At 71.4% G+C, this 22,170-nt stretch carries 22 protein-coding genes; 11 read left to right on the forward strand and 11 right to left on the reverse strand.

Going from position 1 to position 22,170, the window contains the following annotated elements:
• Positions 1–104 precede the first annotated feature (104 nt).
• The gene (locus ABZ855_RS10625) at positions 105–917 is read right to left on the reverse strand and encodes an ABC transporter permease (protein ID WP_360804222.1); all 813 of its coding nucleotides are present in this window, start codon (positions 915–917) and stop codon (positions 105–107) included.
• A complete protein-coding gene (locus ABZ855_RS10630; RefSeq protein WP_360804225.1) occupies positions 914–1,858 on the reverse strand; it encodes an ATP-binding cassette domain-containing protein in 945 nt (314 codons plus the stop codon). The genes ABZ855_RS10625 and ABZ855_RS10630 overlap by 4 nt, the downstream gene beginning before the upstream one ends.
• Positions 1,859–1,922: 64 nt before the next feature.
• Here ABZ855_RS10630 and ABZ855_RS10635 point away from each other — a divergent pair, with 64 nt between their 5' ends.
• The gene (locus tag ABZ855_RS10635; RefSeq protein WP_360804228.1) at positions 1,923–2,636 is read left to right on the forward strand and encodes a TetR/AcrR family transcriptional regulator; all 714 of its coding nucleotides are present in this window, start codon (positions 1,923–1,925) and stop codon (positions 2,634–2,636) included.
• A gap of 34 nt (positions 2,637–2,670) precedes the next feature.
• On the opposite strand, the gene ABZ855_RS10640 is transcribed toward ABZ855_RS10635, so the two are convergent.
• Genes ABZ855_RS10640 through hmgA form a run of 3 tightly spaced genes read right to left on the reverse strand, consistent with a single transcriptional unit; the run spans position 2,671 to position 5,994 of the window.
• Positions 2,671–3,846 (reverse strand): type ISP restriction/modification enzyme, encoded by a 1,176-nt coding sequence (locus tag ABZ855_RS10640; protein ID WP_360804231.1) that lies wholly within the window; start codon positions 3,844–3,846, stop codon positions 2,671–2,673.
• Positions 3,847–3,873: 27 nt separating this feature from the next.
• Positions 3,874–4,623 carry a GntR family transcriptional regulator gene (locus ABZ855_RS10645; RefSeq protein ID WP_360804234.1) on the reverse strand — a complete coding sequence of 250 codons (750 nt, stop codon included), beginning with the start codon at positions 4,621–4,623 and terminating at the stop codon, positions 3,874–3,876.
• A 27-nt stretch (positions 4,624–4,650) separates the two neighbouring features.
• Complete coding sequence (hmgA, locus tag ABZ855_RS10650; RefSeq protein WP_360804237.1) at positions 4,651–5,994, reverse strand: homogentisate 1,2-dioxygenase; 1,344 nt, start codon at positions 5,992–5,994, stop codon at positions 4,651–4,653.
• 120 nt (positions 5,995–6,114) lie between these two features.
• Here hmgA and ABZ855_RS10655 point away from each other — a divergent pair, with 120 nt between their 5' ends.
• From ABZ855_RS10655 to ABZ855_RS10680, 6 genes are all read left to right on the forward strand, one after another.
• Complete coding sequence (locus ABZ855_RS10655; RefSeq protein WP_360804878.1) at positions 6,115–6,732, forward strand: TetR/AcrR family transcriptional regulator; 618 nt, start codon at positions 6,115–6,117, stop codon at positions 6,730–6,732.
• 165 nt (positions 6,733–6,897) lie between these two features.
• Positions 6,898–9,165: a molybdopterin oxidoreductase family protein gene (locus ABZ855_RS10660; RefSeq protein WP_360804240.1), complete on the forward strand. Its 2,268-nt coding sequence runs from the start codon at positions 6,898–6,900 to the stop codon at positions 9,163–9,165.
• A 122-nt stretch (positions 9,166–9,287) separates the two neighbouring features.
• Entirely contained in the window at positions 9,288–10,733 is a 1,446-nt protein-coding gene (locus tag ABZ855_RS10665) for a citrate:proton symporter (protein WP_360804243.1), read from the forward strand.
• A 40-nt stretch (positions 10,734–10,773) separates the two neighbouring features.
• Positions 10,774–11,994 (forward strand): MFS transporter, encoded by a 1,221-nt coding sequence (locus ABZ855_RS10670; RefSeq protein WP_360804246.1) that lies wholly within the window; start codon positions 10,774–10,776, stop codon positions 11,992–11,994.
• 91 nt (positions 11,995–12,085) lie between these two features.
• Positions 12,086–12,772, forward strand: coding sequence for a hypothetical protein (locus ABZ855_RS10675; RefSeq protein WP_360804249.1), 687 nt, complete (start codon positions 12,086–12,088; stop codon positions 12,770–12,772).
• Complete coding sequence (locus ABZ855_RS10680) at positions 12,759–13,856, forward strand: class F sortase (protein WP_360804252.1); 1,098 nt, start codon at positions 12,759–12,761, stop codon at positions 13,854–13,856. The genes ABZ855_RS10675 and ABZ855_RS10680 overlap by 14 nt, the downstream gene beginning before the upstream one ends.
• A 28-nt stretch (positions 13,857–13,884) precedes the next feature.
• Here the strand turns inward: ABZ855_RS10680 and ABZ855_RS10685 are convergent, their stop codons facing one another.
• From ABZ855_RS10685 to ABZ855_RS10695, 3 genes are all read right to left on the reverse strand, one after another.
• Complete coding sequence (locus tag ABZ855_RS10685; protein WP_360804881.1) at positions 13,885–14,823, reverse strand: DMT family transporter; 939 nt, start codon at positions 14,821–14,823, stop codon at positions 13,885–13,887.
• A 96-nt stretch (positions 14,824–14,919) separates the two neighbouring features.
• Positions 14,920–15,651 carry a winged helix-turn-helix domain-containing protein gene (locus ABZ855_RS10690; protein WP_360804255.1) on the reverse strand — a complete coding sequence of 244 codons (732 nt, stop codon included), beginning with the start codon at positions 15,649–15,651 and terminating at the stop codon, positions 14,920–14,922.
• Between the two features lie 70 nt (positions 15,652–15,721).
• Positions 15,722–16,381: a TetR/AcrR family transcriptional regulator gene (locus ABZ855_RS10695; protein ID WP_360804258.1), complete on the reverse strand. Its 660-nt coding sequence runs from the start codon at positions 16,379–16,381 to the stop codon at positions 15,722–15,724.
• Between the two features lie 74 nt (positions 16,382–16,455).
• Between ABZ855_RS10695 and ABZ855_RS10700 the strand changes: the two genes are divergently transcribed.
• The 3 genes from ABZ855_RS10700 to ABZ855_RS10710 all read left to right on the forward strand — a co-directional run bounded on the left by ABZ855_RS10700 (position 16,456) and on the right by ABZ855_RS10710 (position 18,709).
• Positions 16,456–17,607, forward strand: a complete 1,152-nt coding sequence (locus ABZ855_RS10700) for an acyl-CoA dehydrogenase family protein (RefSeq protein WP_360804261.1) — start codon at positions 16,456–16,458, stop codon at positions 17,605–17,607.
• A 60-nt stretch (positions 17,608–17,667) separates the two neighbouring features.
• Positions 17,668–17,955: a YiaA/YiaB family inner membrane protein gene (locus ABZ855_RS10705; RefSeq protein ID WP_360804264.1), complete on the forward strand. Its 288-nt coding sequence runs from the start codon at positions 17,668–17,670 to the stop codon at positions 17,953–17,955.
• A gap of 106 nt (positions 17,956–18,061) precedes the next feature.
• Positions 18,062–18,709 (forward strand): TetR/AcrR family transcriptional regulator, encoded by a 648-nt coding sequence (locus tag ABZ855_RS10710; RefSeq protein WP_360804267.1) that lies wholly within the window; start codon positions 18,062–18,064, stop codon positions 18,707–18,709.
• On the opposite strand, the gene ABZ855_RS10715 is transcribed toward ABZ855_RS10710, so the two are convergent.
• Positions 18,700–19,161, reverse strand: a complete 462-nt coding sequence (locus tag ABZ855_RS10715; protein ID WP_360804270.1) for a MaoC family dehydratase — start codon at positions 19,159–19,161, stop codon at positions 18,700–18,702. The genes ABZ855_RS10710 and ABZ855_RS10715 overlap by 10 nt on opposite strands.
• Positions 19,162–19,289: 128 nt before the next feature.
• Here ABZ855_RS10715 and soxR point away from each other — a divergent pair, with 128 nt between their 5' ends.
• Positions 19,290–19,805 (forward strand): redox-sensitive transcriptional activator SoxR, encoded by a 516-nt coding sequence (soxR, locus tag ABZ855_RS10720; protein ID WP_360804273.1) that lies wholly within the window; start codon positions 19,290–19,292, stop codon positions 19,803–19,805.
• Here the strand turns inward: soxR and ABZ855_RS10725 are convergent.
• Both ABZ855_RS10725 and ABZ855_RS10730 read right to left on the reverse strand, forming a co-directional pair.
• The gene (locus tag ABZ855_RS10725) at positions 19,759–20,826 is read right to left on the reverse strand and encodes an RNA ligase (ATP) (RefSeq protein ID WP_360804276.1); all 1,068 of its coding nucleotides are present in this window, start codon (positions 20,824–20,826) and stop codon (positions 19,759–19,761) included. The two genes, soxR and ABZ855_RS10725, sit on opposite strands and share 47 nt — an antisense overlap.
• 586 nt (positions 20,827–21,412) lie before the next feature.
• The gene (locus ABZ855_RS10730) at positions 21,413–22,018 is read right to left on the reverse strand and encodes a hypothetical protein (RefSeq protein WP_319207604.1); all 606 of its coding nucleotides are present in this window, start codon (positions 22,016–22,018) and stop codon (positions 21,413–21,415) included.
• Positions 22,019–22,170: the final 152 nt, after the last annotated feature.

Consider the following 22,170-nt stretch of genomic DNA (forward strand, 5'->3'; position numbering starts at 1 on the left):
ACGGGCTAAAAATTAGCCCCTCCGGCGTTTGAGGAGCGGGGGTTCGGGGGCAGCGCCCCCGAGACGGATGGGACGGGTAGGGGCGGCGGGGGCGAGAGAACTCCTCAGCCTTCGCCCTCCGTGTATCGGCGTACCGCCAGGGGGAGGAACACCCCGATCAGCACCACGCACCACGCCAGCGACCCGGCCACGGGATGGGAGACCGGCCACGCGGCGTCCACCGGGACCGGCGCGTTGCCGAACAGACTCCGCAGCGCCGTCGCGACCGCGCTGATCGGATTCCACTCCGCGACCACTCGCAGCCACCCCGGCAACCCGCCCGTCGGAATGTACGCGTTAGACAGCAACGGCAGCAGAAACGTCGCACCCCCCAACTGCCCGGCCGCCTCCTCGCTCCGGGACAGCAGCCCGAGATAGATCCCGATCCACGTCGTAGCGAACCGGAAGAGCAGCAACAGACCCACCGCTCCCACCGCCCGCAGCGCCGACCCCTCGATCCGCCACCCCACCGCGAGCCCGACGAGAAGCACCGGCACCGTCCCCGCAGCGGTCACCACGAGGTCCCCGAGGGCCTGCCCCAGCGGTACGGCGGCCCGGCTGATCGGCAGCGTACGGAGCCGGTCGGTCACGCCCCGGTGGGTGTCCTGGGCGGCCTGGAACATGCCGGTCATGATGCCGTTGGCGGCGGTCGCCACCAGCAGCCCTGGCACCAGGAAGGCACGGTAGTCCTCGCCGGGCATCGCGAGGGCGCTGCCGAAGACGTAGCCGAAGAACAGCAGCATCGTGATCGGCATGGACTGGGTGAGGATCAGCAGCCCTGGGTTGTGCCGCAGCCGCCGCAGCTGCCGGCCCAGCATGGCCGTGCCGTCGTACACCAGGGCGGAGGCTACGGAGGGCGCGGAATTCTGCATCGTCATGCTGCGAGCTCCTTGCGGTCCGTAAGGCGGAGGAAGACGTCGTCGAGGGTCGGTGGGCGCAGGCTCACGTCGAGCAACGCCACGCCCGCTGCGTCGAGTTCGCGCACCAGCCGGGGAAGGGTGATCGTCGCGTCGGTGGTGACCGCGCCGACGGTGAGCAGGTCGTGGTGCAACACCGGGGTGGAGCCGGTGAGTTGGTCGAGGACGGCAGCCGCGCCGAGCAGCGCGTCGGCGTCGGTGACCGCGATCTCCGCGTACGAGCCGATGAGCGCCTTGAGTTGGGCGGGTGTTCCGGTGTGGGCGACCCGGCCGTGCTCCACGAGGGCTATCTCGTCGGCGAGTTGATCGGCCTCCTCCAGGTACTGGGTGGTCAGGACAACGGTCGTACCCTCCTCCTTCAGTTCGCGCACGGCCGCCCAGATCTGGTTGCGGGCGGCGGGGTCGAGCCCTGTCGTGGGCTCGTCCAGGAAAAGGACGTCGGGCCGTTCGACCAGGCTCGCCGCGAGGTCGAGGCGGCGGCGCATACCGCCCGAGTAGGTGGACGCGGGCCGGTCGGCGGCCTCGGTGAGCCCGAAGCGGTCGAGCAGGTCGTCGGTGCGCCCCGCCGGTCCCCTGACCCGGTGCAGCCGGGCGAACAGCCGCAGGTTCTCGCGGCCGGTGAGGTCGCCGTCGACCGACGCGTACTGCCCGGTGACGCCGATCCGGCGTCGTACGGCGGCCGCCTCGCGTACGAGGTCGTGGCCCGCGACGCGCGCCGAGCCCGCGTCGGGTCGAAGCAGTGTGGTCAGGAGGCGAACGGCCGTGGTCTTGCCCGCCCCGTTCGGTCCCAGGATGCCGCAAACGGACCCCTCGGCCACGGCGAGGTCCAGCCCGCGTACGGCATGGACCTTCCCGAACGACTTCTTCAGACCCTCACTAAGTACAGCGTACGTAGTAGTCATGGTGTGACCATAGCGCACTACGTACGGTGTACGTAACTACGATGGGTGGTCGAGGTGATGATCAATGGCCGGCCGAGCCGCCGTACCCGAAGTGATCTGGGCCCGTCCCGAACGTGCGGGCCGTGGTCCGAAGGCCACGTACAGCCGCGCCGACATCGCCGCCGCCGCGGTGCGGATCGCGGACGCGGAGGGGCTCGACGCGGCCTCGATGCGGCATGTCGCGGCCGAGCTGGGCTGCGGCACGATGTCGCTCTACAACTACGTCCCCCGCAAGGAGGACCTGTACGAGCTGATGGTGGACGCCATCAGCGGCGAGCACGAGCTGTGGGAGCCCTCGGGCGACTGGCGAGCCGACCTGCTCCGGGTGGCCCACCAGACACGCGCTCTCATGCTGCGCCACCCCTGGCTGCCGCGTCTGATGTCCCCGGTGTACGGCTTCAGCCCCAACGCCCTGCGCTATCTCGAACACTGTCTGACCTGCCTCGACCCCTTCGACGCCACCTACGGCACGAAGCTCGAGCTGATCGCGATGCTCAACGGCCTGGTCACGACGTACGTCGGCAACGAACTGGCCACGGCGGAGCGGGCGCGGTCGCTGCCGTGGTCGGAGGAGCAGGAGAACGCGGTGCGGATCGCGTATCTCGGGGGGCAGGTGGGGAGCGGGCGGTATCCCCGGATGGCCGCGGCGTTCACTGAGGACGCGGGGCCGATCGATCTGGAGGCGGTGTTCGAGCGGATGCTGCTGCGGGTGATCGACGGGTTCTCGCCGCGGGGGTGAGTTCTCGCCCCCGGCGGGACGGCGGGAAGGTCGGTCAGAGCAGGGTGAACTGGCCCTCCGGGCCCTCCTCGTGGTGGTCCAGGACCGACGCCGGGCGGCGTGAGCCGGCAGGGACCGGGAGTACGCCCGCCGACCGCAGGTCCGCCGCGCTGATCGGGTCCGTCACCGTCAACTCGGCCTGTAGTGGGCGCAGTTCGGACAGTAGGGCCAGTACCGTGATCAGCTCCAGCAGCTCCGACGTCCAGTGCTGCGGCCAGGCCGCAGGCCTGACCGCCTCCAGCGTTCCCGGCTCGCCCGCGTCCTCCACGCGCACCCCCAGCCACTGCTCCAGCACCCGTACCCCACCCACCTCGAAGTCCCACGCCTCGGGCGGCACCGGGGAGATCCGGCCTTCCTCGACCTGGAGGGTCTCCTCGTCGCGGTCGTAGTGGACCGCGACCGGGCGCGAGGGCAACGGGGACCGGACGTACGGGCGCCGGCCGCCGGGCAGCTTGGGGCGTTGGCCGTCCCGGCGCATCAGCCACAGCATCCGGCGGCCCAACTCGACGCCCCTGGACCAGGTTTCCGGGTCTGCGGTCAGCGGGACGGCCAACCCCGGCCGTACCGCCACCAGGGCCCAGGCCAGGACGTCGACCGGGTCGGGGCGGTGGCCGAGGCGGTCGGTGAGGTGGTCCAACAGGCCCGGGGCCAGGTTGGGTTCGCTGCCGTCGGGCCGCCGGTAGAGGGGGCGGACCCGGCCCGGGCGGGCCAGCGGGAGGAGGGACGAGGCGAGTAGCAGGGGGCCCGCGGAGCCGGGAGGTGCGGTCGGCGTTTCGACGACGAACACCTGTCGGTCGTCCGCCACCCGCCACAACTCCGGGCGGGCCGCGTCGATCAGCCGGTGGTCCGGGATCAGCCACTGCTCGTCGAAGGGCGCCCACAGGACCCGTACCGGCTCCGCGCAGGGGCCGTGGGCGCGGGCCAGCCTCTCCGTGCCGCCGGCCCGGCCGGGCAGCTGGCCGACCGCCGAGTGCGTGGTGCGGGCGCGCGTCGGCTCGAACAGGGTCTCGCGGTCCGGCCCCTCGGCCTTCAGCAGGGCGTCCCAGCGTGCCTTCAGGGAGGCGGCGTCCGGGGCCGTCGGCCACCGCCGGCCCAGCCGTGGCGGTGCGACGGACCACGGCATGAGGTCCGCGAGCAGCGGAGCGTCGTCGTCGTGCGGCACGCTGGGCATCGTACGACGCCCCCTCCTCTCCCTGTCTCAGGTCGCGTCGAGAGTCACCGTGAAGGAGAAGCGGTCGCCCCGGTAGTGGATGACGGCCACGTCCAGGACCCGGCCCGTGTCGTCGTACGCGACACCCGTGTAGTGCAGGATCGGGCTGAGCAGTGGGACCCGGAGCAGCCGGGCCGTCTCCGGGTCGGCGAGGCGGGCCTCGACCGTGTCCGTGATGCGGCTGATGTCGATGCCGACGACGTCCCGCAGCACCTTGGTCATCGGCCAGCGGACCAGGTCGTGCCGGTCGATGCGTTCCGCGAGTTCCGGACGGACGTAGTTGCGGGCGTGGTTGGTCGGCTCACCGGTCTCCTCGTCGCCGCGCAGCCGGTGGTACGTGGCCACCTCCCCGAGATCCGGGAAGTACTCGGCGAGTTCGGCGGGCACGGGCGCGCTGCCGTGGTCGAGGAGCCGGGTCGTCATCCCGGACTGCTGCGCCACGATCGCGTCGACCGAACCGAGCAGCCGTACGGGAACGCCCCGCCGGGCGTCCGGCTCGATGAACGTGCCGCGCCTGCGGTGGCGGCTGATGAGTCCCTCGTCCTCCAGCTCCTTGAGCGCCTGCCGCATGGTCAGCACGCTCACGCCGTAGTGCCCCGCCAACTGCTCCTCGGTGGGCAGCCGCAGCGGGTCCCGGGCCGAGCGGCCGAGGATCGAGGCGCGCAGGGACTGCGAAACCTGGTACCAGAGCGGCAGTTTGCGGTTCAGGACGATCGAGTCCGGAGCGAAGGAGGTCACGGAGGTATCCGTACCGGTCGCCAACGCTCAGTGCAACGGCCGGAAGTGCCGCTGGAGGCCCGACCACACGTCGTCGTACCCGGGTTGCAGATGCTCCGCCCGCGCCGCCTGTGCCGTCAGCGTCACCGGCCAGCGGGTCTCGAACATGAACGCCAGCCCGTCGTCGACCCGTTGGGGCCGCAGCTCCGCCGCGCTCGCCCGGTCGAAGGTCTCCCGGTCCGGTCCGTGCGCGGACATCATGTTGTGCAGCGAGCCGCCCCCGGGCACGAAGCCCCCCTTCCCGGCGGTCTTCGCGTCGTACGCGCCCTCGATGAGCCCCATGTACTCGCTCATCACGTTCCGGTGGAAGTACGGCGGCCGGAAGGTGTCCTCGCCCACCAGCCAGCGCGGCGCGAACACGACGAAGTCGATGCCGGCGAGCCCGGGGGTGTCCGACGGGGACGTCAGCACCGTGAAGATCGACGGGTCCGGGTGGTCGTACGAGATCGTGCCCAGGACGTTGAAGCGACGCAGGTCGTAGACGTACGGGACATGGTTGCCGTGCCAGGCGACCACGTCGAGCGGGGAGTGGTCGTAGACGGCAGTCCAGAGGTTGCCGCAGAACTTGTTGACGACCTCCACCGGGCCCTCGACGTCCTCGTACGCGGCGACCGGCGCCCGGAAGTCCCGGGCGTTGGCCAGCCCGTTGGCGCCGATCGGCCCGAGGTCGGGGAGCCGGAAGGGGGTGCCGTAGTTCTCGCACACATACCCCCGGGCCCAGGCGTGGGTCAGCTCCACCCGGAAGCGCACCCCGCGCGGGACGAGCGCGACATGGCCGGGCTCGACGTACAGCAGCCCGAACTCGGTGCGCAGCAGCAGCCCGCCGTCCTCCGGGACGATCAGCAGCTCCCCGTCGGAGTCGCTGAACACCCGCTCCATCGAGGAGTCGGCGTGGTACAGGTGCACCGCCATGCCGCTGCGCTGAGCGGCGTCACCGTTGCCGCCGAGGGTCCACAGGCCGGCCAGGAAGTCCGTCCCGGCCGGGGGCTCGGGCAGCGGGTCCCAGCGCAGCCGGTTGGGATCGGGCACGGATTCCGTGAAGGGGGCCGTACGGATCGAGCCATTGCCGGTGGGTGCGAACGGGGGGTGCGCGGCCGAGGGGCGGATGCGGTACAGCCAGGAACGGCGGTTGTGGGCGCGGGGCTCGGTGAACGCCGTACCGCTGAGCTGCTCGGCGTAGAGGCCCAGGGGGGCGCGCTGCGGCGAGTTGCGGCCCTCGGGGAGGGCACCCGGGACGGCCTCCGAGCTGTGCTCATTGCCGAAACCGGAGAGCGACAAGAGCCCGGTGAGGCTGTCCGGCACCTCGGCGGCCTTCCGTGCGTTCTCGCCCATCCCGTGCTCCCTCTCGCTCCCTCGCCCTCATTCCTATGCTTCACCGTAGGATTCCCCCTCCTTGGGCGCAAGGGGGGAAAGTGAGGGGCACGGTTCACCGGACCGCCGCGGAGCGGCATGATGAGGCCTGTGCCCCAAGCGACCTCGCTACGTCGTGCGCCCGTACAGCGGCGCAGTGCCGAACGGCTGACCAGAATCCTCGACGCCTGTGCGGACCTCCTGGACGAGGTCGGCTACGACGCCCTGAGCACCCGGGCGGTGGCGATCCGCGCCGGCGTCCCCATAGGCTCCGTGTACCGGTTCTTCGGCAACAAGCGCGCCATGGCGGACGCGCTGGCCCAGCGGAACCTGGAGATCTTCACCACGCGCGTCACCGAACGCCTCGGGCAGCAGAGCGGCGGCGGGTGGCGTGCGGCCATGGACGCCGTGCTCGACGAGTACCTGGCCATGAAACGGACCGCGCCGGGCTTCTCGCTCGTCGACTTCGGCAACCAGATCCCGGTCGGCAAACGCGACGCCGAACCCAACCACCGTGTCGCCGACACGCTCACCACCCTCCTCGCCGGCGTCCTCGACCGCGCCCCGGACGACGACCTGCGCCGTACGTTCCTGGTCGCCACCGAGACCGCCGACACCCTGATCCACCTGGCCTTCAGGGTCGCCCCCGAGGGGGACGAGCGGATCATCGGGGAGATGCGGGAGCTGCTGCGGGCGTATCTGTCGAGGGTGCTCGACTGAGGTTCACGCCCGGTTCGCGCCCGGTTCGCGGGCGGATTCCCGGGTGTGCACGCGGGTGGGCGCGGTCGAGGTGGGTCCGCGCAACCCCTCCCCACCATCCCTACCGGTCGGTATGCTCGGCTGCGATCGCGCGTCACCGCTGCCGCCACCCACCCGGGAGGACCCGTGTCCAGCCCCATCGACTCCCGCACCGAATCCCGCACCGCCCTGCGTGTCTGCCCGCTGTGCGAGGCCACCTGCGGACTGACGCTCACCATCGAGAGCGGACGGGTCACCGGAGCCCGGGGCGACCGGGACGACGTGTTCAGCCAGGGGTTCATCTGTCCCAAGGGCGCCTCCTTCGGGGCCCTCGACAGTGACCCCGACCGGCTGCGCACCCCCCTGGTGCGACGGGACGGCGAGTTGCGCGAGGCGAGCTGGGCGGAGGCCTTCGACGCCGTCGCCGCCGGTATCCGGGGCGTGGTCGAGCGCTGCGGGGCCAACTCCGTGGGTGTCGTCCTCGGTAACCCCAACGTGCACACCATGGCCGGGGCTCTCTACCCGCCGGTGCTGCTCGCCGGTCTCGGCACGCGCAGTGTCTTCACCGCCTCCACGGTCGACCAGATGCCCAAGCACGTCTCCAGTGGGCTCCTCTACGGCGACGCCAACGCGATCCCCGTACCCGACCTCGACCACACCGACCATCTGCTGATCATCGGCGCCAACCCCCTTGAGTCCAACGGGAGTCTGTGTACGGCACCCGACTTCCCCGGCAAGCTCAAGGCGCTCAGGGCGCGGGGCGGCACGCTCACCGTCATCGACCCGCGCCGCACCCGCACCGCCCGGCTCGCCGACCGGCACATCGCGATCCGGCCCGGCACGGACGCCCTGCTGCTGGCCGCGATGACGTACGTGCTCTTCGACGAACACCTCGTCGACCTGGGCGAGTTGGCGCCCCATGTCGAGGGGATCGACGAACTGGCCGCGTCGGTGGGGGACTTCACGCCCGAGGCCGTCGCCGAGGCCTGCGATGTGGACGCCGGCACCATCCGCACCCTCGCCCGTGAACTCGCCGCGGCCCCAACTGCCGCCGTCTACGGCCGGATCGGCAGCTGTACCGTCCCGCACGGCACCCTCGCGAGCTGGCTGGTCGACGTCCTCGACATCCTCACCGGCAACCTCGACCGGCCCGGCGGTGCTCTCTTCCCCCAGGCGGCGACCGACAGGACACCCCGGCCGGCCGGTCCCAGTCACGGGTTCACGCTGGGCCGCTGGCACTCGCGGGTCAGTCAACACCCGGAGGTCAAGGGCGAGTTGCCGCTCTCCGCGCTCGCCGAGGAGATCGACACGCCCACCGCCGAGGGAGAGCCGGTCCGCGCCCTGATCGTCGTCGCCGCCAACCCCGTCCTGTCGGCACCGGACGGCAACCGGCTCGACAGGGCGCTGGACTCGCTCGACTTCATGGTGAGCGTCGACCCGTATCTGAACGAGACCTCGCGCCACGCGCATGTCGTACTGCCCCCGCCCCCGCCCTCGCAGAGCCCGCACCACGACTTCGCCTTCAACACCCTCGCCGTCCGCAACCAGGTCCGCTACAATCGCCCCGCCGTGCCCCTGGAGCCGGACAGGATGGCCGAGACCGAGATCCTCGCGCGGATCGTCCTGGCGGCGACCGGCATGCACGGCGCCGACCCCGCCGCCGTGGACGCCCTGGTCATCGACCAGACCCTGGGCAAGGCGGTCAAGGAAGCCCACTCCCCGGTCCACGGCCGCGATCCGCAGGCCCTCGCCAAGGAGCTCGACGGCGACACCGGCCCCGAGCGCCGCCTCGACCTGATGCTCCGCCTCGGCCCGTACGGCGACGGCTTCGGCGTACGAGCGGACGGGCTGACCCTGACGAAACTGCTCGCCCACCCGCACGGCATCGACCTCGGACCGCTCAAGCCGCGTCTGCCGCAGCCCCTGAAGACGCGCAGCGGCAGGATCGAACTGCTGCCGCGGCCCATCGCCGACGACCTGCCGCGCCTGCGCGAAGCCCTACGCGAGCGCCCGGCCGGCCTCGTGCTCATCGGCCGCCGGCATCTTCGCTCCAACAACAGCTGGATGCACAACGTGCCCGCCCTCACCGGCGGTTCCAACCGCTGCACCCTGCACATCCACCCCGAGGACGCCGCCGAACTCGGCGTCGCGGACGGAGACGCCGTACGGATCAAGGGCCCCGGGGGAGAAGTGGTGGCCCCGGCCGAGATCACCGACGTCGTCCGGCGCGGGGTCGTGAGCCTGCCCCACGGGTGGGGACACGACCGGCCCGGCACCCGGCTCACGCACGCCGCGGTCGACCCCGGCGTCAACATCAACCAGGTCCTCGACGGCAGTCTGCTGGACCCGCTGTCGGGCAACGCCGTACTGAATGGTGTACCCATCGACCTCGCGCCAGCAGGCACAACGCCCTGACCTGGAGTTTTGCGCTTATTGCTCGCACGTCAACGTCTTGTTAAGACTTGTGTAAGCGCCCTAACGTCAACGCACTGCCGACTCCGGTGGGAGTTCAAGGGCGAACGTTAGGTAACCCACTCATGTTGACCATCCTGGGCTTCACGATGATCGCGACCTTCCTGGTCCTGATCATGATGAAGAAGATGTCGCCGATCGCGGCGCTCGTACTGATCCCGGCACTGTTCTGTGTCTTCGTCGGGAAGGGCGCCAAGCTCGGTGACTATGTCATCGACGGCGTCACCAGCCTCGCCCCCACCGCGGCGATGCTCATGTTCGCGATCGTCTACTTCGGTGTGATGATCGATGTCGGCCTCTTCGACCCGATCGTCCGAGGCATCCTGAAATTCGCCAAGGCCGACCCGCTGCGCATAGTCGTCGGCACGGCGATCCTCGCGGCGATCGTGTCCCTCGACGGCGACGGCTCGACCACCTTCATGATCACGGTCTCGGCGATGTACCCCCTGTACAAGCGCCTCAAGATGAGCCTCGTCGTGATGACCGGCGTCGCCGCGATGGCCAACGGTGTGATGAACACCCTTCCCTGGGGCGGGCCGACGGCCCGTGCGGCGACGGCCCTGAAGCTGGACGCGAGCGACATCTTCGTCCCGATGATCCCGGCGCTCGCCGTCGGCCTGGCCTTCGTCATCGCGCTCTCCTACGTCCTCGGCCGCCGCGAGCGCAAGCGGCTCGGTGTGCTCACGCTGGACGCCGTCCTGGTGGAGGAGCCGGAGCAGGAGACGGAGACCGTGCTGGTCGGCGCCGGCTCCGGGGCCAAGTCGGCCGGCGGATCCGGTGCGGGCAACCCGGCCGCGCCCACCGGCGGTTCGGGTGGCGAGGGCCCCGTCGACAGTGACAGTGACACGGACGATGACGACGACCGAATGCTGAAGGTCCTCGACCCGAACCGTGCCACCCTGCGCCCCAAGCTCTACTGGTTCAACGCGCTCCTCACGGTCGCCCTGCTCACCTCCATGATCATGGAGTGGCTGCCGATCCCGGTGCTGTTCCTGCTCGGCGCCGCGCTCGCCCTGACGGTCAACTTCCCGCACATGCCCGACCAGAAGGCCCGGCTCGGCGCCCACGCCGAGAACGTCCTCAACGTCTCCGGCATGGTCTTCGCCGCCGCCGTCTTCACCGGTGTCCTCACCGGCACCGGCATGGTCGACCACATGGCCCGCTGGCTCGTCGACAACATCCCCGACGGCATGGGTCCGCACATGGCCTTCGTCACCGGCCTGCTGAGCATCCCGCTCACCTACTTCATGTCGAACGACGGCTTCTACTTCGGCGTCCTGCCGGTCCTCGCCGAGGCCGGCGCCGCCCACGGCGTCTCCCCGCTGGAGATCGCCCGCGCGTCCCTCATCGCCCAGCCGCTGCACATGTCCAGCCCGCTCGTCCCGGCCGTATACGTTCTCGTCGGCATGGCGAAGGTCGAGTTCGGCGATCACACGAAGTTCGTAGTCAAGTGGGCCGTGCTGACATCGCTGGCGATCCTCGGGTCGGGAATCCTCTTCGGCCTCATCTGATCCACGTCCGAACCGCGCATCCGTCCGAAAGGACACGACTATGAGGCCCGGTGGGAACCGCGGCTGGCTGCTCCGCCTCGTCATCGCCTTCAGCTTCACGCAGGGGGCGGTGTCGATGGCCCGGCCCGCCGTCTCCTACCGGGCCCTCGCGCTGGGCGCGGACGAGCGGGCGATCGGCGTCATCGCCGCCGCGTACGCGCTCCTCCCGCTCTTCGCCGCCGTACCGCTGGGCCGCCGTACCGACCACGGCCGCTGCGCGCCCCTGCTGACCGTCGGCGCGCTCCTCATCTCGGGCGGCTGCGCGCTGGGCGCCACCGCCCACTCCCTGCCCGCGATGGCCGCGTGGAGCGGAGTGATGGGCCTCGGTCACCTCTGCTTCGTCATCGGCGGCCAGTCACTCGTCGCCCGCCGGTCCGCCCCGCACGAACAGGACCGCAACTTCGGCCACTTCACCATCGGCGTCTCCCTCGGCCAGTTCATCGGCCCGATGGCGGCCGGCGCGCTGATCGGCGGCCACGACATGGCCGGCACCAGCGCCCGCGCCCTGCTGGTCGCGGGCGCGGTCGCCGCGTTGTCGTTCACGTCGCTGTGGCGCGTCGAGGACCGTACGGCCGTCAAGTCCCGTACGCAGCAAGGCGACCGCGTCCCCGTGCACCGCATTCTGCGCACCCGGGGAGTCCCCGCGGGCATCTTCGTCAGCCTCGCCGTGCTGTCCGCGACCGACATCCTCACCGCCTACCTTCCGGTGGTCGGCGAACACCGGGGCATCGCACCGGCGGTGATCGGCGTACTCCTCGGACTGCGCGCGGCGGCCACCATCGCGTGCCGGCTGGTGCTGACCCCCTTGCTGCGGCTGCTCGGCCGCCGGCTGCTGCTCACCGTGACCTGTCTGCTCGCGGCGCTGCTCTGCGCGGGCATCGCGCTGCCGGTACCGGTGTGGGGGCTGGCCCTCGTGCTCGCGGCCCTGGGCTTCTGCCTGGGCGTCGGACAGCCGCTGTCGATGACGACGGTCGTCCAGGCCGCCCCGGCCGGCGCCCGCTCCACCGCCCTCGCGCTGCGGCTGACCGGCAACCGGCTCGGCCAGGTCGCCGCGCCCGCGACGGCCGGACTGGTCGCCGGGGTCACGGGCGTGGCGGCGCCTTTCGTGATGCTCGGCGCTCTGCTGCTGCTGTCGTCGGGCATCGCCGCGCGCTCGTCGGCTCCACCGGCGCCGACGGAGAAGCGGGAGAGGGCCAAGAGGGTGATGTCCGACGGGGCCTAGGGCGTGCTTCCGTCGTTGTGGGCGGTTATGTGAAAGAGAGTCAGAAGAAGCTGTATTTGTATGAAAATCTTCTGACTTGGAGGAACCACGCATGACCACCTCGCTCCGTCCACGCCGGTCCGGCGCCCGCGGCGCCGCGCTCGCGGCCCTGACCCTCGCGGGCACCGCCCTCGTCGCGACCCCCGCCGTCGCCGCCCCCGGCGACAACGGAGACGTCAAGATCCACAAGATGGGTACGCCCTTCAACGACCAGCGCAACGAGCCGAAGGTCTGCGACTTCTACCTCGCCGCGTTCAACTTCGACGACCTTCCGGACGGCCAGGACATCGAGTGGTCCATCGAGACCCAGCCCCTGGAGGCGAACGGCGCCACCCTCAACGACACCATCGACCTCGAGCCCGACGGCACCGGCCACACCATGCCCCTGTCGTTGCCGGACGGTCAGTACAAGCTGACGTGGAAGATCGTCGGAGGCAATGGCGCGGGCAAGCAGAAGGTGTTCCAGGTCGAATGCCCGCTCGGCAACCCGACCGCGACACCGACCCCGCCCGGCGGCCCGGGTGGCCCCGGCGGTGGCCCCGGCGGTGGCCCCGGCGGTGGCCCCGGCGGGCCCGGTGGAGGCCATGGCGGCCCGCACGGCGGGGTGCCTGCCGGTGGCGGCGGTGTCGCCCGCGCGGAGGCGTTCTCGCCGGTCGCCGGTGCGGCTGCCGTGGGCCTGATTGTGGTCGGGGGAGTCGTGTATCTCCGCACGCGCCGACGTGCCGATGGCGCGGCCTGACCCCGCCCGTCGGCGCCGGCCGTGGCGCCGGACGCGCGCCTACCGTCTCACCCGTACGGTCGTCCTGACCGTCACCCTGGCGGTGGGCGGCGTCTGGTGGTCCCGGGCCGACGAGCCCGCCCCCGCACCCGTCACCGCCACGGACGCCACGCCGGTCGCGCCGTCCGCAGGGAACGGCGAGCGGGCCGGGGCGGGGGCGGCGGCAGGGGACCGGAGACCGGATCCGGCCGCGACGACACCGGCGGGCGGGTCCGCGAAGGAGCCGTCAGGGGCCGCCGGACCACCATCAATCACCGGGCCGGGCCGGACGGACGGACCGACGAGGGGTCGGTCGGGGCCGGCCACGTCGACCCCTCCCACCGGGCCGACCAGGGCGTCCGGACCCGCGCAGGGGCGGCCCGGGCAGCCCACGCCAACCCCTTCCTCCGGGCCGGCCCGGGCGGCCGGACCGGCGAAAGGGCGGCCCGGGCAGCCCACGCCGACCCCTCCCACCGGGCCGAGCCGGACGACCGGACCCGCGAACAGCCGGCCAGGGCCAGCCAGGCCACTCTCCCCGGCCGCTCACCCGCCGCCCCCACCGCCCGCCCGCCCGAAAACGCCGCCCCCGCCGCGCCCGCCCGCCCCCCTCCCGCGCTCCCGCCCCACGACCTTCACCCTCCCGTACCTCGGCATCGAGGCGCCGGTCGTCGATCTGCGCCTCGACCGTCACAGGCAGCTCACCGCGCCCCCGGACGACAAGTCCAACCTGGTCGGCTGGTACGCGGACGGTCCGTCCCCCGGGGAGAACGGCACGGTGATCGTCGTAGGGCATCGGGACACCCGTGCCGGTCCCGCCGTGTTCATCGGGCTCGACGCGGTGACTCCCGGACGACGGGTCGAACTCCGGCGCGTGGACGGGCGTACGGCCGTCTACACCGTCGACGCCGTGAAGACCTACGACAAGGCGAACTTCCCCAGCCGCGAGGTGTACGGCGCCCGCGCCCGACCCGAGCTGCGGCTCATCACCTGCGGTGGCGGCTACGACCGACGGACCGGCTACACCGGCAACATCGTGGTGTACGCGCACCTCACGGCCACGCGATAAGCCGTCCGGCGTTCGAGGACAGGCGAGTTCAGCGTCGCGCACCGGGGTCCGAGGGCACCGCCCCCGCCGCCACCTTCGCCCGGGACCGCGACACCGCCACCCCCGCGAGGCACAGCCCGCCGCCCGCCAGGGTGAGCAGCCCGGGCACCTCGCCCAGCGCCAGCCAGGACATCAGCACCACCAGAGCCGGTACGGCGTACGTGGTCGCGCCCATCCGGCTGGCCGTCGTACGGGCCAGGGCGTAGGCCCAGGTCGTGAACGCCAGCGCGGTCGGGAAGACGCCGAGGTAGATCATGTTGAGGGTGGCGGAGAGCGGCGCGTCGGCCGCCTCGCCGACCAGTTGCCCGGCGAACGGCAGACAGGTCAGCGCCCCGACCAGACACCCGAACGTCGTGGCCTGGAGGGCGCTCGCCCGGGCCAGCGCCGGCTTCTGCGCGACGACCCCGGTGGCCCACGCCGCCGCCGCGAGCAGACACAGCGCCACCCCGAGCACCGAGGTGCCGCCCCCGCCCGACATCGAAAGGCCCACGGTCACCGCGCCCGCGAACGACACCGCCATGCCCGCGAGCAGCCGGGGCGGCATCGGGTCGCCGAGCAGCCGGGTGCCGAGCAGGGCTATGAGAAGGGGCCCCACGTTCACCACGAGGGCGGCCGTCCCCGCGTCCACCTGCTGCTCGCCCCAGTTCAGGACGACCATGTAGACGCCGAACCACAGCACTCCCGAGATCGCGATCCCGCGCCAGGCCGACCGGGGCGGCAGCCCCTCCCGCCGGACCAGACAGATGGCCCCCAGGGTCACGAACCCGGCGAGCATCCGCCCGAGTGCCAGCGCGCCCGGCGAGTACGCGGATCCCGCACTGCGGATCGACACGAACGCCGACGCCCACAGCACCACGGTCACACAGGCCGCGACGGCGGCGAGCACCTCCGCACGGAAGACCGGACGGGAGGGCGAAGGGGAGGTCATCATGCTCCAGAGGCTAGGGAGGAAGGGCGAGGAGAGCTCGCGATTTTTCGAGCGCGGTGCGGCATGGCGCCAACCGCCGCTCAGCGAAACGGCCGCTCAGCGCAACGCCGTCGGCTCGATTCCGAGAAGCTCGTTGAACGCGCGTTCCCCTTCCGGGGTCACCCTGACCGCCCGTTCCGAGCCGATGCGTACGCACCAGCGCGCGTCCAGGGCGTGCCGGCACAGGGCCGCGCCCGCGGTGCCCGCGAGGTGCGGGCGGCGTTCGGTCCAGTCGAGGCAGGCGCGGGTCAGGGGGCGGCGACCGGCGCGGTCGAGGTCGATGCCCGCCGTGGCGAACCAGCGCAGCCCGGCGTCCGTGAGCGCGAAACCCATGTCCTGGCGCAGCAGTCCCCGCCCGGTCAGGGCGTCGGTGAGGGCGATGCCGAGCCGTCCGGCGAGATGGTCGTAGCAGGTCCGGCCGCGCGCCATCGCGGACCCGGCGCCCGACTCCCGCAGTGTGCGCGGACGTTGGGCCGCGCCCGGCCCGACCTGGGCGGCCAAGTCCTCGACGAGCTGGGCCACACCGGCGTCGGCCAGCCGCACATAACGATGCCTGCCCTGACGCTCCTCGGTGAGCAGCCCGCCGGCCACGAGCCTGCCCAGGTGCTCGCTGGCCGTCGACGCGGCGACCCCGGCGTACCGAGCCAGCTCCCCGGCGGTCCACGCCCGCCCGTCCAGCAGCGCCAGCAGGAACCCGGCCCGGGTCTCGTCCGCCAGCAGCCCGGCCAGCGCCGCGAGACCGGACGCCGGGCCCGGTGCCCGCGCGCTCCTCGCATCCCTCGTGCTCATGGGCCCAGCATGCGGTACGCATACTTCGGCGCCCACCGAAGTGTGCGCGGCGGAACGGCGGCCCGGCTCTCTACTGCGGTCGCCCGAGCTGCTCGTACTGCTGTGCCAGCCCGTCGAGCAGTGCCGTCAGGCCGGTCTCGAAGGCCCGCTCGTCGATCTTCTCCTGCTGTTCGGAGAGGAGGTGGGCCTGGCCGAGGTGGGGGTAGTCGGCCGGGTCGTACGCGCTCTCGTCGTCCACGAAGCCCCCGGCGAAGGAGCCGAGCGCGGAGCCCATGATGAAGTACCGCATCAGCGCGCCGATCGAGGTGGCCTGGGCGGGCGGCCAGCCGGCCTCGACCATCCCGCCGTAGACGGCGTCGGCGACCCGTAGGCCCGCCGGTCGACGGCCGGGACCGAGGGCCATCACCGGAACGATGTGCGGATGGTCGCGCAGCGCGGCCCGGTAGGAGACGGCCCAGTCGTGCAGCGCGGTACGCCAGTCCGGGCGTTCCCGGTTCTCGTCGTCACGCTCGAACATCGACAGGTCGACCAGCCCGCTCACCGAGTCGGCCACCGCCTCCAGGATCTGGTCCTTCGTGCGGAAGTGGTTGTAGAGGGACGGCCCGCTGACGCCCAGCTCGGCGGCGAGCCGTCGGGTCGACAGGGCGGCCAGTCCCTCCGCGTCCACCAGTGCCCGTGCCGTCTCGACGATCAGGTCGGTGCTGAGGAGGGGCTTGCGCGGTCGGGCCATGGCGCACATAGTAGGGCTGCGGCTTTAAACTAGCAGTGCTAATTTAACTGCGATCCTATGAGGTGGGGCCCGTCATGAACCTGGAACTGAGCGAGGAGCAGGCCGCCGTCCAGCGGCTCGCCCGGGACTTCGTCGAGCGGGAGATCACCCCGAACGTCGTCACCTGGGACCGCGCCGAGAACGTCGACCGGTCGATCGTGAAGAAACTCGGCGAGGTCGGCTTCCTGGGGCTGACCGTCGACGAGGAGTACGGCGGCTCGGGCGGCGACCACCTCACGTACTGCCTGGTCACCGAGGAACTCGGCCGTGGGGACTCCTCCGTGCGCGGAATCGTCTCCGTGTCCCTGGGGCTGGTGGCCAAGACCGTCGCGCACTGGGGGAGCGAGGAGCAGAAGCGCCGCTGGCTGCCCGGGCTCACCTCCGGCGCGTACGTCGGCTGCTTCGGGCTGACCGAGCCGGGCACCGGCTCCGACGCGGGCAACCTCACCACGTGCGCGGTGCGGGAGGGCGACGAGTACGTCGTCAACGGCACCAAGATGTTCATCACGAACGGCACCTGGGCCGATGTCGTCCTGCTCTTCGCCCGCTCCACCGACGACCCCGGCCACAAGGGCGTCTCCGCCTTCCTCGTGCCGACCGACACCCCCGGACTGACCCGCCGCACCCTCCACGGCAAGCTCGGGCTGCGCGGTCAGGCCACCGCCGAACTGGTCTTCGAGGACGTTCGCGTGCCCGCCTCCGCGATGCTGGGCCCCGAGGGCAAGGGCTTCTCCGTGGCCATGTCGGCGCTCGCGAAGGGACGGATGTCGGTCGCCGCCGGGTGCGTCGGGATAGCCCAGGCCGCCCTCGACGCGGCCGTCCGGTACGCGGGTGAGCGTGAGCAGTTCGGCGGGCCGATCGCCCGGCACCAGCTCGTGCAGGAACTGATCAGCGACATCGCCGTGGACGTCGACGCGGCACGGCTGCTGACCTGGCGTGTCGCCGACCTGATCGACCGGGGTCTGCCCTTCGCCACCGAGTCCTCCAAGGCCAAGCTCTTCGCCTCCGAGGCCGCCGTCCGCGCCGCGAACAACGCCCTCCAGGTGTTCGGCGGCTACGGCTACATCGACGAGTACCCGGCGGGCAAGCTCCTGCGCGACGCCCGCGTGATGACCCTCTACGAGGGCACGAGCCAGATCCAGAAACTGCTGATCGGCCGCGCGCTGACGGGCGTATCGGCCTTCTGAGTACGTTCCTGAGTATTTTGGCGGATGTGGCGCGGGCCACGTCCGTCGAATCCTGTCCCCATGAGTGAGAGACCCGTCCAGCAGCAGAGCACGGCGGCCTTCTACGGCCAGGCCGTCGCGTCCTTCGGAATCGCCCTCGGGGCGACGGCCATCGGCATCTTCCGGTTGCAGGCCGACGCCTGGGTGCGCGGCTTCCTCGGTATTGCCGTCCTCTACCTGGTGACCTCCGCCTTCACCCTGGCCAAGGTCATCCGGGACCGCCAGGAGGCCGGCCAGATCGTCAGCCGGGTCGACCAGGCCCGCCTGGACAAGCTGCTCGCCGAGCACGACCCCTTCGAGCACCGCTGATCCCGAGGGCGCGGTTCTCCCGGGCCCCTGACCGGGTGTGCTAAGCGCCCGCTCACCCGCGGCGGTAGAGTAAGGGCTCACTGTCGGCGAAAGGGGCGAACGGGCGATGAGTACGGCGGAGCAGACGGCCGGCGGCGAGGCGGCGCCCTGGGGTGAGGTGACCCCTGACGCGGCCCGGCGGCTGCTCATCGCCGCGGTGGAGGCCTTCGCCGAGCGCGGCTACCACGCGACGACGACCCGTGACATCGCGGGCCGCGCGGGCATGAGCCCGGCCGCGCTCTACATCCACTACAAGACCAAGGAAGAGCTGCTCCACCGGATCAGCAGGATCGGCCACGAGAAGGCCGTCGACATCCTGCGCACGGCGGCACGGACCGAGGGCACCGCGACCGAGCGGCTGGCCGAGGCCGTCAGCTCCTTCGTCCGCTGGCACGCGGGCGGGCGCACCACCGCCCGGGTCGTGCAGTACGAACTCGACTCCCTCGGCCCCGACGCCCGCGCCGAGATCCTCGCGCTGCGCCGCCAGTGCGACGCCGAGGTGCGCGGAATCCTCGAGGACGGGGTGGAGTCGGGCGAGTTCGACGTGCCCGACGTACCGGGTACGACGCTCGCCGTGCTGTCGCTGTGCGTCGACGTGGCCCGCTGGTTCAACGTCAGCGGTTCACGTACCCCGGACGAGGTCGGCGCGCTCTACGCCGACCTCGTGCTGCGCATGGTGGGGAAGGGTGGGCCGGGCTCACCGGCTCACAGGTAGTACCGCGACACCGACTCGGCGACACACACCGGCTTGTCGCCGCCCTCGCGCTCCACGGTGAAGCCGACGGTGACCTGGACACCGCCGGGGACGTCGTCGACGCCGTTGATCCTGGCGGTGGCGCGCAGGCGTGAGCCCACCGGGACGGGCGCGGGGAAACGCACCTTGTTCGTCCCGTAGTTGACGCCCATCTTGACGCCCTCGACCGTGATCAGCTGCGGTCCGAACAGGGGCAGCAGCGAGAGCGTCAGATAGCCGTGCGCGATGGTGGTCCCGAAGGGGCCGGCCGCCGCCTTCTCCGGGTCGACGTGGATCCACTGGTGGTCGCCGGTGGCGTCCGCGAACAGGTCGACGCGCTTCTGGTCGATCTCCAGCCAGTCGGTGTACCCCAACTGCTCACCGACCGCCGCCTTCAGCTCGTCCGCGCCCGTGAAGATCCTCGGCTCTGCCATGTCCCGGCCTCCTCGCCACTGTGACCACGCATTGTGTCGCACTATCTCTAAGCAACTGCTTAGCATGGTGGGCTGTGGACCCCATGTCAACGGACTGCGGTCCGAGTGGGGTGGGTAGGGTTCGAGGGGTGCCCCAGATTCACGAGAAGATCCATGAACTCACGGTCGGCCAGCTCGCCGCCCGCAGCGGCGCCGCCGTCTCCGCCCTGCACTTCTACGAGTCCAAGGGCCTCATCACCAGCCGCCGCACCTCCGGCAACCAGCGCCGCTACAGCCGTGACGCGCTGCGCCGGGTCGCCTTCGTCCGGGCCGCGCAGCGCGTCGGCATCCCGCTCGCCACGATCCGCGAAGCGCTCGCCGAACTGCCCGAGGAACGCACCCCCACCCGGGAGGACTGGGCCCGGCTGTCCGAGCACTGGCGTTCCGAACTCGACGAGCGCATCAAGCAGTTGAACCGGCTCCGCGACCATCTCACCGACTGCATCGGCTGCGGCTGCCTGTCCCTGGAGGGCTGCGTCCTCTCCAACCCGGACGACGTCTTCGGCGAGAGCCGGGCGGGCTCCCGCCTCATGGTGGAGAGGAACGGCACCCGTCCGGCTACTCGTACTCCGTCCCGCCCTTGCGCGTCAGATACGCCGGACTGACCGCCTTGGCGATCGCCCTGCCGCCGGTCACCGGGCTGTACCGCTCGACGGCCGGCCGGATCACCACACCCTCCCGCAGATGCAGCTCCCGCCCGGACACCGTCTCGCGTCCGCTCGCGATCTCCAGGACCCGCTCGACGTCGTACGGACCCTCGTAGAGCCTCGGTACGAGCGGCAGCCGGCCCTCCAGCAGCTCCGCCGCGTCCAGCCAGCGCACCTCCCCGTCGACCTCCACGGACACGTCGAACACGGCGTACCCGAGCGTCTCGCGCCGCCCGTCCGCGCCGTACGTCAGGTCCTGTACGCCCGCTCCGTACACCTCGCCGAAGATGCCGACCCGGCGCGCGCCGAGCCGTTCGGCGAGGCGGGCGGCGGTCTCGGCGACGCCGTGGGCGGTCACCGCACGCCAGTACAGATTGCGCGGGTCCTCCTTCAGGGCGAGGGACTTGGCGCCGAACCCCTTCGAGGAGACCTGGGTGCGTTTCTCGTCGGCGAGATAGGTGAGCAGGCAGGCCGAGCCGTGCAGCTTCTCGGTGAGGACGACCGGCTCGCCCGGCGTGAAGATGTCCGGGTAGCGCTGGATGTTCTCGATGTCGACCCAGCTCAGCAGGTCGGGCGCGGACTCGACTTCGCCGTTCATGGTGGGCGGGATCGGCGGCACCCATTTGACGATGCCCAGCCGCTCCGCGAAGTCGGTGCGTTCGGCGGCGGCACGTGTCAGGTCGACGCCGTCGAGTGCGCGGGGGAGGCAGACGATGCCCTGCGAGAGTTCGCCGCGCAGCCGTACCGCCTTGACCCGGTCCGACTTGCTCCCCGCCAGCCGTCCGGTCAGGCCCAGCTCTTCGACCAGTTCGGCCGGCAGCACGGACTGCTCGGGGATGTACACGGCCGTGTCGCCGGTCTTGTACACGCCCTTGGCGACGACGGCGCGGTACAGGCCCACCTGGGCCAGTTCGAGTGCGTCGGCGTTGGGGTGCGGGTGGATGGTCAGGGGTTCGGCGGTGACGCGCAGCGTCGACATGGGTGGCTCCTCAGTGGGGTTTCATCGTTGCCAACTCTCCTTGGGGGAAAGGGGTGGAGCGAGGGGTTTTGTCGGTGCTATGGGCTCCGCCGGGGGTGCGTGGTTTGGCTGCGGGTTGGTGGGGGCTGGTCGCGCAGTTCCCCGCGCCCCTAAAAGATGCGCCGTTCCCCGCGCCCCTGGGGGACCGCGCCGTTCCTCGCGCCCTTGAAAGATCGCGCGGTTCCTCGCGCCCCTGAAAGATGCGCAGTTCCTCGCGCCCCTGGGGGCTGCGTGGTTCCTCGCGGCCTTGAAAGATCGCGCGGTTCCTCGCGCCCCTGAAAGATGCGCAGTTCCTCGCGCCCCTGGGGGCTGCGTGGTTCCTCGCGGCCTTGCAAGGTTGCGTGGCTTCTCGTGCCCCCAAAAGATGCGCCGTTCCCCGCGCCCCTGGAGGGCCGTGCCGTTCCCGGTGACCCTGGGAGAACGTGTGGTTCCTCGCGTCGCTGAAAGACGCGCGGGTTCTCGTGTCGCTGGAGGGGCGGGCCGTTCTTCGTGGGGCTGAACTGTGTTCGGTTGGGGGTGCGGCATCCCCGGCGCACCCCCGGTGTGGTCAGGCCGAGGCCAGCAGTAGGCGGCCGCGCCTGGACTCTGCCAGGGCCTCGGGGGTCAGTACGGGGCGTGGCACCACGATGCCGCACTCCGTGCAGACGGGACCCGACGACGGCTCATGGGCCAGGTCGTACTTCCAGGTGAGGCGCTCCCCGTCGCACACCGGGCACACCGAGCCCGGGTCGCGCTCCAGGGCGGCGATCAGCCGTCGCAGCACCTCGGCCAGCGGTTCATGGGGGTGGACCCCCGGGTCGTCGCACCAGGCCACCCCGAACCCGCCCCAGGTCAGCCGATGCCAGTCGTCCACGCTTCCGGGCCGGCGCAGCCCGTCGAACTTCTCCTTCTTGCGGCGCTTCGCGAACTCCACCTCGTAGGCAAGCCAGACCGAGCGCGCTTCCTCGAGCTCCTCCAGTGCGGCCACGAGCCGCGCTGGATCGGGGGACCGGTCCTCCGGACCGAACCCCGCCCGGGAGCACAGGTGGTCCCAGGTCGCCCGGTGCCCGTAAGGGGCGAACCGCTCAAGGCACTTGCGGAGCGAATACCGCCGCAGTGCCAGATCGCACCGCGGGTCCCGCACCTGTCTCGCCAGACTCCGGAAACCGGCCATCGCCTTGCACCTCCGTCACATCTGCACCTGTACTTCGGTCACTTCGGCGTCGTCGAACGGACGTCGCCGAATAGACGTATCGACAAGCGATTCGGCTCCATCTGTTTTCCGATGACGGCCATAAGCCGCTCGCCGGGCCCCCTCGGGACCGA

Source organism: Streptomyces sp. NPDC047042, assembly GCF_040644035.1.
In the GTDB taxonomy this organism is placed as follows: domain Bacteria; phylum Actinomycetota; class Actinomycetes; order Streptomycetales; family Streptomycetaceae; genus Streptomyces.

Coding starts and splice junctions, on each gene's coding strand:
- ABZ855_RS10715 (WP_360804270.1), bottom strand. CDS start 19,161: ATGGCAGAGCCGAGGATCTTCACGGGCGCGGACGAGCTGAAGGCGGCG.
- hmgA (WP_360804237.1), bottom strand. CDS start 5,994: ATGGGCGAGAACGCACGGAAGGCCGCCGAGGTGCCGGACAGCCTCACC.
- ABZ855_RS10710 (WP_360804267.1), top strand. CDS start 18,062: ATGAGTACGGCGGAGCAGACGGCCGGCGGCGAGGCGGCGCCCTGGGGT.
- ABZ855_RS10695 (WP_360804258.1), bottom strand. CDS start 16,381: ATGGCCCGACCGCGCAAGCCCCTCCTCAGCACCGACCTGATCGTCGAG.
- ABZ855_RS10690 (WP_360804255.1), bottom strand. CDS start 15,651: ATGAGCACGAGGGATGCGAGGAGCGCGCGGGCACCGGGCCCGGCGTCC.
- ABZ855_RS10680 (WP_360804252.1), top strand. CDS start 12,759: ATGGCGCGGCCTGACCCCGCCCGTCGGCGCCGGCCGTGGCGCCGGACG.
- ABZ855_RS10700 (WP_360804261.1), top strand. CDS start 16,456: ATGAACCTGGAACTGAGCGAGGAGCAGGCCGCCGTCCAGCGGCTCGCC.
- ABZ855_RS10730 (WP_319207604.1), bottom strand. CDS start 22,018: ATGGCCGGTTTCCGGAGTCTGGCGAGACAGGTGCGGGACCCGCGGTGC.
- ABZ855_RS10630 (WP_360804225.1), bottom strand. CDS start 1,858: ATGACTACTACGTACGCTGTACTTAGTGAGGGTCTGAAGAAGTCGTTC.
- ABZ855_RS10685 (WP_360804881.1), bottom strand. CDS start 14,823: ATGACCTCCCCTTCGCCCTCCCGTCCGGTCTTCCGTGCGGAGGTGCTC.
- ABZ855_RS10670 (WP_360804246.1), top strand. CDS start 10,774: ATGAGGCCCGGTGGGAACCGCGGCTGGCTGCTCCGCCTCGTCATCGCC.
- ABZ855_RS10665 (WP_360804243.1), top strand. CDS start 9,288: ATGTTGACCATCCTGGGCTTCACGATGATCGCGACCTTCCTGGTCCTG.
- ABZ855_RS10705 (WP_360804264.1), top strand. CDS start 17,668: ATGAGTGAGAGACCCGTCCAGCAGCAGAGCACGGCGGCCTTCTACGGC.
- ABZ855_RS10675 (WP_360804249.1), top strand. CDS start 12,086: ATGACCACCTCGCTCCGTCCACGCCGGTCCGGCGCCCGCGGCGCCGCG.
- ABZ855_RS10635 (WP_360804228.1), top strand. CDS start 1,923: ATGGCCGGCCGAGCCGCCGTACCCGAAGTGATCTGGGCCCGTCCCGAA.
- ABZ855_RS10640 (WP_360804231.1), bottom strand. CDS start 3,846: ATGCCCAGCGTGCCGCACGACGACGACGCTCCGCTGCTCGCGGACCTC.
- ABZ855_RS10655 (WP_360804878.1), top strand. CDS start 6,115: ATGAGGCCTGTGCCCCAAGCGACCTCGCTACGTCGTGCGCCCGTACAG.
- ABZ855_RS10625 (WP_360804222.1), bottom strand. CDS start 917: ATGACGATGCAGAATTCCGCGCCCTCCGTAGCCTCCGCCCTGGTGTAC.
- ABZ855_RS10725 (WP_360804276.1), bottom strand. CDS start 20,826: ATGTCGACGCTGCGCGTCACCGCCGAACCCCTGACCATCCACCCGCAC.